The following is a 14,079-nucleotide window of genomic DNA, read 5'->3' as shown; positions in this document are numbered from 1 at the left end:
AGCTTATTTCTTAGCCTGAGGTTTTAAGAATAGTTTGTAACCCGGGTTATCCTGCTCATTGAAATACGGATAGCCCAAACCTTTCAGATAATCCTGGAAATCGCCATGCTGTTCAGGCGGCACTTGAACACCGACCAAAACACGCCCATAAGCCGCACCATGATTACGGTAATGGAACAGGCTGATATTCCACTCTTTACTCATACGCATTAAGAAATTCAGCAAAGCGCCGGGTCTTTCCGGAAATTCAAAACGATACAGCAGCTCGTTTTCAATACCATTAGCATGACCACCCACCATATGACGCAAGTGCAATTTCGCCATCTCGTTTTCGCTCATGTCCTGCACCGCATAGTCGTGCTTATGCAACTCATTGATGATGGCTTCTTTTTCCGCCTTTCCGGCTTCGGTACGAACCCCAACAAAGACAACCGCATCGCGGTCATCCGAATAGCGATAATTGAATTCGGTAATGGCGCGACGCGAACCTAACAATTCACAGAACTGTTTGAAACTTCCCGGCGTTTCATCAATGGTGACCGCAAAAATGGCCTCACGTTTTTCACCGAGCTCGGTTCTTTCGGAAATATGACGCAAACGATCAAAGTTCATATTCGCGCCACTGACAATACAAGCCATTTCTTTACCGGTCAGGCCATACTGTTCAACAAACTTTTTCATACCGGCAACCGACAAAGCCCCAGCCGGCTCGGCAATGGCGCGCGTATCTTCAAAAATATCCTTAATCGCCGCGCAGATTTCATCGGTACTGACCGTGACCATTTCATCGACACAAGTCTGCGCGATTCTGAAAGGTTCTTCACCAACCTGAGCTACCGCCGCACCATCGGCAAACAGACCTACCTGAGCCAACTTAACACGCTCACCGGCCTTTAAAGCCTCGGTTAAACATGCTGCTTCTTCAGCTTCCACACCGATAATTCTGGTATGTGGGCTAACTTGTTTAATGACCGCAGCAATACCGGCGATCAAACCGCCGCCGCCAACACAAACGAATATCACATCAAACGGCTTACTTTTCTGGCGTAACATCTCCAAAGCAATCGTGCCTTGTCCGGCAATCACATCCAAATCATCATAAGGATGAATAAATGTCAGACTTTTATCTTCAGCGAGTTTTTTTGCGTAAATAGAGGCTTCATCAAAAGAATCACCTTGCAAATCTACCTTGCCACCGAGACGAATCACCGCGTTCACCTTAATAGGCGGTGTGGTTTTAGGCATAACAATGGTCGCTTCAATGCCCATTTTAGAGGCGGCCAAAGCCACTCCTTGAGCATGGTTTCCTGCAGAAGCGGCAATCACACCAGCGGCTTTTTGTTCATCAGTCAGGTTGCGCATACGGTTATAGGCACCGCGCAACTTAAAAGAAAACACAGGCTGCAAATCTTCACGCTTAAACCAGACTTGGTTCTGCATGCGTTTTGAAAGTAACGGCGCCACCTCTAACGGCGTTTCAACGGCTACGTCGTACACAGGTACGGTTAACACTCTGCGCAATATTTCTTCAGGCATTCCTTTTCCTACTCAATCTCACTGAAATTATCGGCACACCTTAACAGCCAAACCTGACAATTCCTAGACCATAAACTAAAAATTTTCGCCATTATAGCACCGCCTTGCTTTATCACCGAACAAAGCAAGTCAACGCCATAAAATTGATGTACATCATCTAATCAAAACTTCCTCAATCTTTTCCTCAGTATTCATACAAGCTACACCCCGCATTGTTACACTTGTCTTCATTTTCTCGTCAATAAAACTCCATACAATATCGCAAAATTAGCAATTACTTATATTAAAAAACAAAAGAGAAACAAATGTTCCAGCCAAAACCTTTGACCCTAGCGATATTAAGCAGTCTTGCCCTATCCCCTTTAACCGTTCATGCCGAAGCCACAGCACTCTCTACCGTTGAGATTTCTTCAACCGCAACCGATGAACAAACGATCAATCAAAGCACCGAAGCGCTAACGGGCGGCAATAGCGAAACCGGTAGCACACTGCGTCAATTGCCGGGTATTGAAGCATCGCGCATGGGTGGTCATGGCGTTGATCTATTTATTCGTGGTCAATCGGCGAGCCAGTTAAACGTCATTCTAGACGGCGCGAAAATCGAAGGCGCCTGCCCTAACCGCATGGATCCCCCAACGTCTTATGCTGAGCTGAGCAGCTTTGATAACATTACCGTGGTAAAAGGCGTTGAATCGGTACTTTATGGTTCAGGCGGAACCGGCGGTACGGTTTTACTTGAACGCTCAACACCAACATTCAGTGATGATAAAGCCTATCAAGGAAAAATAGAGATGGGTACCGGCAGCAACGGCTTAAAACGCGAGCTTAATGGCGAAATAGCTGCTGGCGGCAATGATGGCTATATCGTGCTGCAGGCATCACAAAAAGCGGCAGATAACTATTTTGACGGCGATGGCAACGAGATCGAATCCAGCTACGACACAAACCAGGCACGCATTGATGTCGGGTTAACCCCATCAGATCAGCATGAACTGAAACTCTCTTATGAAAACAGTCGTACCGATAACGCTTTATATGAAGGTGCGAGCATGAACTCGCCTTTATCTGATGGCGATACAACTCGTTTAAGCTACAACGGTTATAAATTAAACAATTCAATTGACGAAGTCGAGGCCGATATTTATCTATCACATGTCGATCACATCATGGTCGGAAAAACCAATCCGGCGATGGTCAATACCACGGAAGCGACCACTCGCGGCGCTAAATTGCAATTGACCTCTGTAGCGGGGCAAACCCAGTTCGATTATGGCCTGCAACTGGAAGGTATTGATAAATTCTCCGACCTGACTAATGCAGGTGTTAGCCAGTGGTACATGTGGCCTGGCGTTGAAAGCGAAACCCGAGCTGTTTTTGCCGAAGCGAAACACGCATTAAATGCCACACAAAAAGTCACTTTTGGCTTGCGTTATGAAAACGCCAATAGCAAGGCCAATTTGGCCAATGTCGCTGCTGGTGCTATGAGCGCTGTTCAACTTTACAACAACGCATACAATACTTATTCGGGTGCAACCGAAAACGATCAGACCTATTTAAATAGCGTATTACGTTTAAATAACAAGCACGACAGTGGTTACCAAAGCTATATCGGTCTAAGTCAAACTTACCGTGCCGGTGATGCAACAGAACTGTTTATCGCAAAAGGCTCAATGGGTAACACTAAAAGCTGGGTAGGTAACCCAGATCTAAAACCTGAACAGCATAACCAATTGGATATTGGCATCAGCCGATTTTTGACTAATTATAGCTGGTCTGTTTCCGCTTACTACGATTCGGTCAACGACTATATCTTAAGAGATTTAGGCACTGAACAAGCCGATTACAACTTTACTGGCGAGAGCACCGGTTACTTCAACAAGGATGCCACCCTTTACGGAATTGAAACCTCCGCTAATTGGCAAGCCAATCAAAACTTGAATATCGAAGCAAACATTAGTTTCACACGTGGTAGCAACGATACCGATAACCGTAACCTGAGCAATATCGCACCGGTCAACGGTTCGGTTAGCGCAACCTACAGCAAAGCAAAATGGAATGCCGGTATGCGCTGGACTTTTGCTGCGGATCAGACTGAAGTGAACGAACTATACAACGAATTGGAAACCGCCGGCTGGAATACGCTTGACCTGTTTGCTAACTATCAGATCAATAAAAGGGTGAGCTTAAGCGCTGGTGTGGACAATCTGTTTGACCATGCTTATGAGAACTATCTGAACCGTACCGATGCCACCACCGGTGCAGACTATAAGGTTTATGAACCGGGTAGAAATATCTGGGCGAAACTTTCTGCTAAATTCTAAGCTCAAGAGTCCTGTCTAAAAATATGGCCGTCAAGGCCATATTTTCTTCATAATATGGCATTCGCAAAGTACTATTAAACCGCTACAATAACATCTACTTTTTAACACTCAGCCTATTCAAACTCACTGACTGGTAAAAAAACCTTTACTGAATAAATCCAGCCAACGGACACAAAGATGAACGCTAAAGTAATTATTCTGGTGATTAGCCTTGGAATCCTGCTCGGCAGCTTATGGCTTTTTCAGCCATTTAGCCCACTGTTTTGCAGTGCAGACAACAACGCCAAGCTAATCGACAGCGACGCCCCCAAGGGCGGTGACTTTAGCCTCAACAGCGAACAAGGACCGGTTAAGCTGAGCGACTTTAAAGATCAGGTTGTGATGCTCTATTTTGGCTATACCTTTTGTCCGGATGTCTGCCCGACCAATTTGAGCAGCCTGGCTTCGGCCTATCAAACCCTTACGGATGAACAAAAACAACAGGTTCAAATCCTGTTTATCTCGGTTGATCCGGAACGCGACAGCGTTAAACGTCTACAGGAATATGTCGATTATTTTGATGCCGATATTATTGGCATTACCGGCAAAAACGATGACTTGCAAAAGATTGCCCTGAACTATGGCGTGGTCTATGCAAAAGTGGCTAATCCGGAAAATCCACAACGTTACTCGGTTGACCACAGCGCCTTTACGTATTTGATTGATAAGCAAGGTAAGTTGTCACATCAATTAGCGCATGCGACCCCACCGGCAGAGTTTAAACAAGCGATGCTTGATGCCATCAACACTACCCCAAACACCCCTATTGATTGATCCACTTTTAAAGGAGCCCCTATGAAAATCCGTGGACTATTTACAGCGTTTTCAACCGCCGCCCTGCTAACACTTTCAGGCCTACAAAATATTGCCATGGCCGCAGGCATTCAAATCGAAAACGCTTATGCTCGTGAAATGCCGCCACAAGCCCCGGCAAGTGCCGCATTTATGCAAATCAGCAACCACAATGCAAGTGCCGTCAAGTTGATTGGTGCCGAATCGGATGCCGCTGAACTGGTCGAGCTGCACACTCACAGTAATGACAATGGCGTGATGCGTATGCGCAAAGTCAGCGATATCAACATTCCAAGTCATGGCACGGTTTTATTACAGCCTGGCGGTTTCCATATTATGTTGATCAACCCTAAGACCGCTTTTAAAGCCGGCAATCACATCAACTTAACGCTGCAGTTTTCCAATGGCGAGAAACAATCGATGCAAATACCGGTTAAAACGATGCAAGCGATGATGAACAATCAAAATCATCACGACCATGACCACACTATGGAACATCACCATCATTAAGGTGCGTTGGCTGGCAAAAATTGATAGAATTGTCGGCCATTAATTTGACAGCTATGGATCAAAAGCTTATGAAACAACTACTAAAATCGACTTTTACCGTTATCGGCTTCAGCCTAGTGACACTTGGCCAAGCTCAGGCTTTTGGCACCTCAACTCCGGCTGGAAAAATGGCGATCGACCGTTCAGGGCCTTTGACCAAGGTGCCGACCATTCAACTTTGTGTTGACTACAGCACCTTGAAAAGCGATGCGGAAAAACAGGAATACATTAAAGAACTGGATCTTCGCTCGCAACTCAGTGAAGTCGACCACAAATATGCTTTGCAAGGCAAGGTACAGCCAAACATGACACGCTGTGGCATGTATATGGCACTGGGCAAACCGCTACAGGAAAGCTCGCGCCAGATTCGTCCAATGACATTCAAAACGGTACATGTTTACCCGGACATGTACTATGTTTCCCAATCAGGTATGCTGGTTGACGCTTATGAGCGCAAAGAAGGCGTATTGCCTCCAACGCTTTACCCTGAGAAACCAGAGGTTGCGGAATCGCCGACATTGAAAAAATAAAGTCGCTTGATTTTATTTGTTTGACGCCCTCATCACCTTTTCGGTCTGAGGGCGTTTTTCTATGCATATTCAAGCAGAAACCGTCAGCTCGGCAACATTAAATATGGCTATACAATTCCATGTTAATTGATTAAAATCGGCGGTTAGCTTAAAAAAACTCATTAGAAATATAATAAGTACACCAAATTCAATATAACAATAAGGGGTCATTCGATGACACAAGATGAACTGAAACAAAAAGTGGCACAAGCCGCAATCGAATATGTAGTTCCAGACACAATTATCGGTGTGGGTACAGGTTCTACAGCAAACTTCTTTATTGATGAGCTTGCTAAAATCAAGGGACAGATCGAAGGTGCCGTTGCCAGTTCCGAAGCAACCGCCGAGCGCCTGAAATCTCACGGCATTCCGGTTTTGGATTTAAACAGTGTTGCCGAGATGTCGGTTTATATCGATGGTGCCGATGAAGCCGATGCCGGTCTAAACCTGATCAAAGGCGGCGGCGGTGCTTTGACACGTGAAAAAATCGTTTTAGCGGTCGCCGATAAATTTGTCTGCATTGCTGATGACAGTAAAAAGGTTGATGTTTTAGGTAAGTTCCCGCTTCCGGTTGAAGTCATTCCAATGTCTCGCAGCTATGTGGCGCGTGAAATCGTTAAGCGTTTCGGTGGTGAGCCGGTATTGCGTGATGGTTTTACCACAGACAACGGTAATGTCATCCTTGATATCCACGGCCTTGAGATTACAGATCCAAAGGCAATGGAAACTGAACTAAACAGCATTGTCGGTGTAGTAACAAACGGCTTGTTTGCCAATCGTCCTGCGGATATTTTCCTTTGCGGAACAGCCAATGGCGTGGAAACTTTAACGGCTAAATAAGCACATCGTTAGCTTATCAAGGTTTGCGATTTGTAAGATTATTGAGCAAGTCTTGAAAACAGCTGAAAAGGGTCATAGCGATATGACCCTTTTTTATTCTCATGGCATAATATCAACCATTAAATAAAACAAAATAAGAGAAATACAATGCAAAACATCGGCAGCAAAGTTTTCGGCCTTTTCGTAATTGGCCTGCTGGGCACTCTCCTTTATTTAACGGTATTTTCTGATGGCTTGGGGCAGGCACCCAAAATCAGCATCACCACCAAACAGGGTGAAACCATCGAATTGAATAAACCAATGAAACCCGTTTTGGTTAACTTCTGGGCGACATCTTGCCCAAGTTGCATCAAAGAGATGCCCGATTTGGCAAAAATGAAACAGGCACTTGGGGACCGCTTTGAACTGGTGACCGTATCCATGGATTACGATCCGGTTGAACAGGTAGAGAAATTTATCGCCGCCAACCCATACCCATTCACATTTGTCATGGATACAGACGGCAAAATCGCCAAAGCTTTCGGCGATATCCTTTTAACACCGACGAGCTTCTTGATTGCACCTAATGGTAAGATCGTCTACAAGCAGATTGGTGAAGTGCATTTTGCCGATGTCACCGAACGCATAAAAAAGATGAGTCCGCAGTTATAATCCCATCTCATTCAACGGCCGCTTAAATTCAGCGGCCATTCACGCTATAATAGCGAGCGATTTTTTTCCATACTTAACACCGAATGGTCATTGCCATTTCAACCCTAGAGGACTTTTCATGAGCCAGTCACATGATCTATTTGCCGCCGCCCAAAAACACATCCCTGGTGGGGTGAACTCCCCTGTTCGTGCCTTTAAAGGTGTTGGCGGTGACCCGGTATTTTTTAAATCTGCCAAAGGCGCATATTTGACCGATGCCGACGATAAGCAATACATCGATTACGTGGCTTCATGGGGACCGGCTATTTTAGGGCACGCCCATCCAGAAGTGGTTAAGGTCGTTCAAGAACAGGCTGAACGCGGTTTGAGCTTTGGTGCGCCAACTCAAATCGAAACCACCATGGCGGATTTGGTTTGTGACCTGATTCCCTCTATGGATATGGTACGAATGGTCAGCTCGGGAACCGAAGCGACCATGACCGCGATTCGTCTGGCTCGCGGTTATACCGGTCGTGACAAGATTGTTAAGTTTGAAGGATGCTATCACGGTCACTCCGATTCGCTATTGGTTAAAGCCGGTTCAGGCGCTTTGACTTTAGGTGTACCGTCTTCACCGGGTGTTCCAGCCGCTTTGGCAGAAGAAACTCTGACGCTAACACACAATGACTCTGACGAAGTGCGTAAAGTATTTGCCGAAATCGGTGATCAAATTGCCTGTATCATCGTTGAACCGGTTGCAGGGAATATGAACTGCATTCCACCGGAAGACGGTTTTTTACAGACACTGCGTGAGGTCTGTGACGAATCCGGTGCGGTATTGATTTTTGATGAGGTCATGTGCGGCTTCCGTGTCGGCCTGCAAGGTGCGCAAGGCGTTTACAATATCACCCCTGATTTGACAACTTACGGTAAAGTTATCGGTGGAGGTATGCCGGTGGGTGCCTTTGGCGGCAAAAAAGAGATCATGTCTCATATTGCGCCTTTAGGTCCAGTTTATCAGGCAGGAACTCTATCGGGTAATCCTTTGGCAATGGCTGCTGGCCTAACCACCTTGAAACTGATCAGTGAAGACGGTTTCTTTGACAACTTGAGCGCCAAAACCACAAAGCTGGTCGAAGGCCTGCAAGCGGCAGCCGATGATGCCAAGATCCCATTCACCACCAACCAGGTTGGCGGCATGTTCGGTTTCTTCTTTAGTGAGGAAAAAAACATCAGCCGTTTTGCCCAGGTGGCAAAAGGCGATATGGAACGCTTTAAAAAGTTCTACCACGGTATGCTCGATGAAGGCGTTTATTTAGCGCCGTCAGCTTTTGAAGCCGGTTTTGTCTCTTCTCAGCACACCGACGAAGATATCGAAAATACGATTGCCGCAGCACGTAAAGTCATGGCAACCTTATAAACAAATCTCATTTCAGCCTCCCAACCTTGGGAGGCGATTTCTCTGATGACTCAAACCAATACTTCTCATACACCAGACCAACTGGTCAAATTGTTCAACCAAACCTTTATCGACAGCGAAAATACCGAGCTAGTCTGCTGTCAGGATGAACCTGTCTATCTGCCTGCCAATGATGAATATCCACATCATCGCATTATCTTTGCCCACGGTTTTTTCGCCAGTGCCTTGCATGAAATCGCCCATTGGTGTGTTGCCGGCAAACAACGTCGTCTGTTAGAGGACTTCGGTTACTGGTATGAACCGGACGGCCGTTCGGCAGAACGCCAAGCCGAATTTGAGAAAGTCGAGGTGAAACCTCAGGCACTGGAATGGATATTTTCTGTCTCTGCGGGTTACCAATTCCATTTTAGCGCCGATAATCTCGCGCTCGATAATCAGCCAAGCACAAGCTTTAAACAAGCCGTTTTAGCGCAAGTCCATCACTACCTAAGCAAAGGCATGCCTAAAAATGCACAACAATGGTCTGAGGCTTTGATCAACCATTATCAACGCAATTACCGCCTATCAATACAAGACTTTCTACTCTAAAACCGCTGGTCAACCATAAACTGGCGATTGAATTAGCTGGCAAAGTCGACAATTAGTGTTAGACTCAAAATGACGCTTGTTAGGTTCTAAAAAGTTCTTCAGTCTATATATGCAGGGTGACTATGTTCGACTCGTTACATCTCAGCATTATGATTTTTACCATAGCGACATTGCTGATTATTATTGTTGGCATCAAGTTGACGCGCTTGGCCGATGCTTTAGCCGACCAAACCGGATTAGGCGAAGCCTTATTTGGCGTTTTACTGCTCGCTGGAGTGACCTCCTTACCCGACTTTGCCGCCACCTTGAGCGCTGCCGTCGATTCTCGTGCCGATTTGGCAATGAGCAATGTGATGGGAAGTATGGCGATCAACCTGGTATTTTTGGGGATTGCCGATATTTTTTATCGTAAAGCCAATCTCGAACATGCCGCGGCATCTCCGGTGAACCTCATGTTGGCAGGACTGCTTATAGTTTTACTGAGCCTGCCATTAATAAGCGTGTTTACCCCTGATAGCACTTTTTTTACCATACACCCGATTACCCCGATCATCGTGTTGGCTTATCTGTTCGGTTTGCATCAGGTACATCGCGCTCAAACCAAACCGATGTGGTTTCCAAGACAAACCCATCAGACCGTTGCAGACGAGCCCGAGCAACATCAGCATGGCAACCTAACCAGGGTTTGGATCGCTTTTACAATTCTGGCTATTTTGACAGGGATTGCTGGCTGGGTGTTGATGGAGGCGGCAAAAAACATCGCCGATCTGACAGGAATGTCAGAAACGCTGATTGGGGGTATCCTGACCGCGCTGGCGACGTCCACCCCCGAGTTGGTCACCACTATCGCCGCCATACGCATTGGCGCTTTGACACTGGCGGTAAGCAATATATTTGGCACTAACTGCTTTAATATACTGGTGGTCGCCGCAGCCGACATCGGTTATCGAGAAGGTTCGATCTACCATGACATGGATCCGGTGCAAATGACTTGGGGGCTAATCAGCATTCTGATGACAGCCACCTTACTTGTCGGCATGGTCCGCCGAGAAACCTATGGCATTGGCAAAATCGGTTTTGAAAGTGCTTTTATTCTGGGCATCTACTTTATCTCGATAAGTTTGATTTTCATTGGTGCTCAATGACTGCGCGCACCTTTGGCATGAAAACAATTCAAAAAACATTCGACAGCAACGGTAGCCAGTTGTTATAACTCTCGGAAACACAATAACGAAAAGGTTGTTATGCCCAACTCAGAAAAAACTGTTTCACTGGTACTAGGCAGTGGTGGCGCTAGAGGGTTAGCCCATATCGGAGTCATTCACTGGCTGGAAGAGCACCAGTTCACTATTAAATCGGTTTCCGGCGCTTCGATAGGCGCCTTAGTGGGTGGTGTATATGCCGCCGGTCAATTAAGTGAATTTGAACAATGGGCTCGCAATATCAGCAAGGTTGAAATCCTGCGTTTGCTTGATTTGTCTTGGAAAAAAGGAGGTTTGGTCAAAGGCGATAAACTGATTGATTCGTTGAAACAACTGGTCGGCGATCTCAATATCGAAGACCTGGAAGTTAACTTCACTGCCGTCGCGACCAATATCGAAGAGGAAAAAGAGGTTTGGCTTAACTCGGGGAATTTGTTCGATGCCATACGTGCGTCAATCTCATTACCGCTATTTTTCACCCCGTTTCAATATCACGGCAACTATTTGATTGATGGTGGTGTACTTAACCCTGTACCGATCGCACCAACCTTTCAGGATGCTACCGACTTGACGATTGCCGTCAATTTAGGGGGAAAAGCTAGCCAGAAAACGACTAAGATCAGCGCAAATGACAAACAAGAATCTGTCGATTTCCTGCAAAAATTTCGCAACTTTTTTCAAGGTGCTGCGTCAAACCGTAGCAATACCGTGCAAACGGAATGGGCTGCCTACGAAATTGCCAATCTGGCATTTGATTCAATGCAAAGCGCTATTGCCAGACAAAAACTTGCCGCCTACCCTGCCGACCACTTGATCCAAGTCTCTCGAGACGCTTGCGGCATATTGGAGTTCGACCGCACAGATGAAATGATTGAGCTGGGTTACAATATGGCCGAGAAAAGCTTATCAGGACAACTTTAACAAGACTCAAATGACTTTCATTGTTCAATACTGCTATAAGCATGAGTTGATGCGACCAAGGTAACACCAATACGCTGACCAATACATGTAAGATTAACACCTATGATTTTAGAAAAGAAAAACAGCCTGTTTATATTATTGGCCTGGATAAGCGGCGCTTTTGGCGCCTTTCTGGGACTGACATTGGACCCTCTTTGGTTTGCCCGGTTCGGCAGTTTGGTTGTGCTGTTTGCCGCCATGAGCGAATACAGCTTGCTGCATGGCGAACTGAATCGTCTTTATGACCGTTTAGAAGACCACAACAGCTTAAAAGAAGTTGAAGATTTAACGCCTTCAAAATGGCATCAGAAAAAAGTCTGGGTTACCCATATCACTCTTATCATTGGTACATTGATCTGGGGGTTTGGTGACCTGATTTTGAAATTTTAGTCGTTTACAGAAGCGATCCTATGACAAGCAAAAGGCTTTTATCACTTGCCGCGTAAACTACTTGCTTGCCCCACGGGAGCGCAAAGTGGCGGCCATCAGTAAAACAGCCTAATCCCCGCATAACCGGACATTGCCTTTGTCTACAATTCTCTTGATTTGTAAAAATTTACTCAAGCGCCCACATTTGTATTACATTAGTAACATCGATTGTCGTCACGGTTCCGTTGATGTTAATCACCAAACATCCTATGAATAATGACTATATGTATTAAGGAACGCTTGATTAATGCCTCGCAAAAAACTCACTGTAAAGTCCATTTTATTGTGTCATTTTTATCTGTTTCTTTCTCTTGTTTTGCTCCAACCCGCGTTCGCTTCTCAAAATACCGAAATCAATCTATCAAAATTAGGTGGCACTGTTCTGCTGGAAGCCGATTATCAACGTACACAAGTCAATATGGAGCTGGCAAAGCTACCAGAAAACCGTTGGAGGCCCTTTCAACAAGCTGACATCCTTCAAGGCATCACAAATCAAGCACACTGGCTTCGCTTCACCGCCACCAATCCGACAGATCAGGCCATTCACTGGGTGATTCGCGGAGAAACCAGTTTTTTAGATTACCTGGAAATCTATTACCGCAATGATTCGGGCACTTTTCAGCATGAAACCTATTCAGACTGGCATGACTTTCAACAACGGCAAATAAACTATCGAACCCTGAGTGCCGGATTATCTACTCCGGCTCATACAAAAACCGAGGTCATTCTCAAAGCCTACTTTATCGGCAATGACACGATGAATCTGCGCTTTAGCCTATACACCAGCGATGATTTCAACCGCTTAAGTCAACGCGAAAACCTGTTATACGGACTGTTTTATGGTGCAATGCTATTGTTGGTTTTATTGAGCCTGATGGCAGCCGCCATACTTAGGCAAATCAAGGCTTTGTTTTATGCGGCTTTCCTGATTTCGAGCATCCTGTGCTGGCTAATGGTTAACGGTTTGGGTTTTCAATATCTATGGCCACATTCGCCAGAATGGCATAATCAAGGCTTCCATATCGCCTATTTGATATTCGGCTTCACCGCCTTACAATTTGGCCGGTCATTTTTGTTTCTAAGCCAAACCCTTCCTAAGGTCAACCGTCTGTTTATCGCCATTCAATTACTCTACAGCCTGATATTGATTGCCTATCTGTTTGGCTATCTGGAAAACGTCATCCTGTATATATCTCATTCTGCTTTAGCCACTACCGCTTTATTAATGCCTGTTGTCGGCTTCATTGCCTGGCGCAAACGCATCTCTTATGCCGTTTGGTTTATGGCCGCTTGGCTGATTTATTCAACCGGGCTAATCCTCACATTGATGAGCACAACCATAGCCAACCTCAATTGGGGAAATTCGCCATTGGACTGGCTACAAATGGCGACATTACTCGAATCGATTTTTCTGATGGTCGCGGTATCGAGCTGGATCATTGAACTAAATTCGGAGCACAAAAAAGCGATAACTCTGGCTCATCAGGACCCGTTAACCGAACTTGGCAATCGAAGATTACTGCAATCGCGATATACCGACTATTACAACAACCTCAACGACCGCTCCTTGCCTTTGTTTATGTTGGTTATCGATCTGGATTCATTCAAGGAGATCAATGACAACTATGGTCATGATGGCGGGGATGTTGTTTTGAAAGAACTCGGTTGCTTGATCAAACAGAACTGTGGTGCAGAAGATGTCGCCATCAGGTTTGGAGGAGAGGAGTTTGCGATATTAGTCGCACTCAACTCGATCGAGGAAGCCTGGGAACTGGCAGAACGGATTCGTTTGCAGTTTGCCAACAACCCGACATACTACTGCAATCAACAAATTAAACATACCTTGAGCTGTGGTATTGCTGAAGTCTTATCCAAAGACGTACAACTTAATGTCAATGAGATCATGCGTTGTGCTGACTCAGCACTTTATAAAGCGAAGCAAGCTGGACGAAATCAAACCCACCTGTGCGAGTCGCCAGTAGGAAAATCATAGCTCGGCTGAGAACACTTTTACCTAGCGATTGACTTGGTGGTAAAAATCTCAGATCGGATGCCGTTTCATTACAGAGATTAAATGGCCAGGCTTGCCCCCCGATTCAGCAGACCGATATCATCGATTCATTTAGGTTTCGGCGGTTTAATCATCCAAAGGATCCCGCCAACGAGAATGATGAGCACGACGATTTCAACAAATGCCCACATAC

General features: G+C 45.7%; 13 protein-coding genes. 12 read left to right on the top strand and 1 reads right to left on the bottom strand.

The annotated features are described in order from the left end of the window. Positions 1-3: 3 nt before the first annotated feature. Positions 4-1,536: a threonine ammonia-lyase, biosynthetic gene (gene ilvA / locus FE785_RS03805; RefSeq protein ID WP_138564501.1), complete on the bottom strand. Its 1,533-nt coding sequence runs from the start codon at positions 1,534-1,536 to the stop codon at positions 4-6. 305 nt (positions 1,537-1,841) lie between these two features. On the opposite strand from ilvA, the gene FE785_RS03800 reads away from it, so the two are divergent. The 12 genes from FE785_RS03800 (at position 1,842) to FE785_RS03745 (ending at position 13,868) form a co-directional block, all read left to right on the top strand. Further along, positions 1,842-3,857 carry a TonB-dependent receptor domain-containing protein gene (locus tag FE785_RS03800; protein ID WP_138564500.1) on the top strand — a complete coding sequence of 672 codons (2,016 nt, stop codon included), beginning with the start codon at positions 1,842-1,844 and terminating at the stop codon, positions 3,855-3,857. Positions 3,858-4,034: 177 nt separating this feature from the next. Then, positions 4,035-4,670, top strand: coding sequence for an SCO family protein (locus tag FE785_RS03795; protein WP_138564499.1), 636 nt, complete (start codon positions 4,035-4,037; stop codon positions 4,668-4,670). A gap of 21 nt (positions 4,671-4,691) precedes the next feature. Further along, on the top strand, positions 4,692-5,198 hold the full coding sequence (locus FE785_RS03790; RefSeq protein ID WP_138564498.1) for a copper chaperone PCu(A)C: 507 nt from the start codon (positions 4,692-4,694) through the stop codon (positions 5,196-5,198). A gap of 68 nt (positions 5,199-5,266) precedes the next feature. Beyond that, on the top strand, positions 5,267-5,767 hold the full coding sequence (locus tag FE785_RS03785) for a hypothetical protein (protein WP_138564497.1): 501 nt from the start codon (positions 5,267-5,269) through the stop codon (positions 5,765-5,767). A gap of 213 nt (positions 5,768-5,980) precedes the next feature. Then, on the top strand, positions 5,981-6,646 hold the full coding sequence (gene rpiA, locus FE785_RS03780) for a ribose-5-phosphate isomerase RpiA (RefSeq protein WP_138564496.1): 666 nt from the start codon (positions 5,981-5,983) through the stop codon (positions 6,644-6,646). Positions 6,647-6,793: 147 nt separating this feature from the next. Further along, positions 6,794-7,297: a TlpA family protein disulfide reductase gene (locus FE785_RS03775; protein ID WP_138564495.1), complete on the top strand. Its 504-nt coding sequence runs from the start codon at positions 6,794-6,796 to the stop codon at positions 7,295-7,297. Between the two features lie 118 nt (positions 7,298-7,415). After that, entirely contained in the window at positions 7,416-8,696 is a 1,281-nt protein-coding gene (gene hemL / locus FE785_RS03770) for a glutamate-1-semialdehyde 2,1-aminomutase (protein WP_138564494.1), read from the top strand. A 45-nt stretch (positions 8,697-8,741) separates the two neighbouring features. After that, entirely contained in the window at positions 8,742-9,284 is a 543-nt protein-coding gene (locus FE785_RS03765; RefSeq protein WP_138564493.1) for an elongation factor P hydroxylase, read from the top strand. A 122-nt stretch (positions 9,285-9,406) separates the two neighbouring features. Further along, positions 9,407-10,429, top strand: coding sequence for a sodium:calcium antiporter (locus tag FE785_RS03760; RefSeq protein ID WP_138564492.1), 1,023 nt, complete (start codon positions 9,407-9,409; stop codon positions 10,427-10,429). 99 nt (positions 10,430-10,528) lie between these two features. Beyond that, positions 10,529-11,407 (top strand): patatin-like phospholipase family protein, encoded by an 879-nt coding sequence (locus FE785_RS03755; protein ID WP_138564491.1) that lies wholly within the window; start codon positions 10,529-10,531, stop codon positions 11,405-11,407. A gap of 102 nt (positions 11,408-11,509) precedes the next feature. After that, the gene (locus FE785_RS03750; RefSeq protein WP_138564490.1) at positions 11,510-11,836 is read left to right on the top strand and encodes a hypothetical protein; all 327 of its coding nucleotides are present in this window, start codon (positions 11,510-11,512) and stop codon (positions 11,834-11,836) included. Positions 11,837-12,122: 286 nt separating this feature from the next. Then, positions 12,123-13,868, top strand: coding sequence for a sensor domain-containing diguanylate cyclase (locus FE785_RS03745; protein ID WP_138564489.1), 1,746 nt, complete (start codon positions 12,123-12,125; stop codon positions 13,866-13,868). Positions 13,869-14,079 lie beyond the last annotated feature (211 nt).

The sequence above is a fragment of the Thiomicrorhabdus sediminis genome (genome assembly GCF_005885815.1).
Lineage (GTDB): Bacteria > Pseudomonadota > Gammaproteobacteria > Thiomicrospirales > Thiomicrospiraceae > Thiomicrorhabdus > Thiomicrorhabdus sediminis.
This window is presented reverse-complemented; position numbering and strand designations above follow the sequence as displayed.

What these genes read in the sequence shown, in the direction of transcription:
- FE785_RS03745 (WP_138564489.1), top strand. Translation starts at nt 12,123, where the DNA reads ATGCCTCGCAAAAAACTCACTGTAAAGTCCATTTTATTGTGTCATTTT.
- FE785_RS03790 (WP_138564498.1), top strand. Translation starts at nt 4,692, where the DNA reads ATGAAAATCCGTGGACTATTTACAGCGTTTTCAACCGCCGCCCTGCTA.
- FE785_RS03800 (WP_138564500.1), top strand. Translation starts at nt 1,842, where the DNA reads ATGTTCCAGCCAAAACCTTTGACCCTAGCGATATTAAGCAGTCTTGCC.
- FE785_RS03760 (WP_138564492.1), top strand. Translation starts at nt 9,407, where the DNA reads ATGTTCGACTCGTTACATCTCAGCATTATGATTTTTACCATAGCGACA.
- FE785_RS03750 (WP_138564490.1), top strand. Translation starts at nt 11,510, where the DNA reads ATGATTTTAGAAAAGAAAAACAGCCTGTTTATATTATTGGCCTGGATA.
- FE785_RS03785 (WP_138564497.1), top strand. Translation starts at nt 5,267, where the DNA reads ATGAAACAACTACTAAAATCGACTTTTACCGTTATCGGCTTCAGCCTA.
- rpiA (WP_138564496.1), top strand. Translation starts at nt 5,981, where the DNA reads ATGACACAAGATGAACTGAAACAAAAAGTGGCACAAGCCGCAATCGAA.
- ilvA (WP_138564501.1), bottom strand. Translation starts at nt 1,536, where the DNA reads ATGCCTGAAGAAATATTGCGCAGAGTGTTAACCGTACCTGTGTACGAC.
- FE785_RS03775 (WP_138564495.1), top strand. Translation starts at nt 6,794, where the DNA reads ATGCAAAACATCGGCAGCAAAGTTTTCGGCCTTTTCGTAATTGGCCTG.
- FE785_RS03755 (WP_138564491.1), top strand. Translation starts at nt 10,529, where the DNA reads ATGCCCAACTCAGAAAAAACTGTTTCACTGGTACTAGGCAGTGGTGGC.
- FE785_RS03765 (WP_138564493.1), top strand. Translation starts at nt 8,742, where the DNA reads ATGACTCAAACCAATACTTCTCATACACCAGACCAACTGGTCAAATTG.
- hemL (WP_138564494.1), top strand. Translation starts at nt 7,416, where the DNA reads ATGAGCCAGTCACATGATCTATTTGCCGCCGCCCAAAAACACATCCCT.
- FE785_RS03795 (WP_138564499.1), top strand. Translation starts at nt 4,035, where the DNA reads ATGAACGCTAAAGTAATTATTCTGGTGATTAGCCTTGGAATCCTGCTC.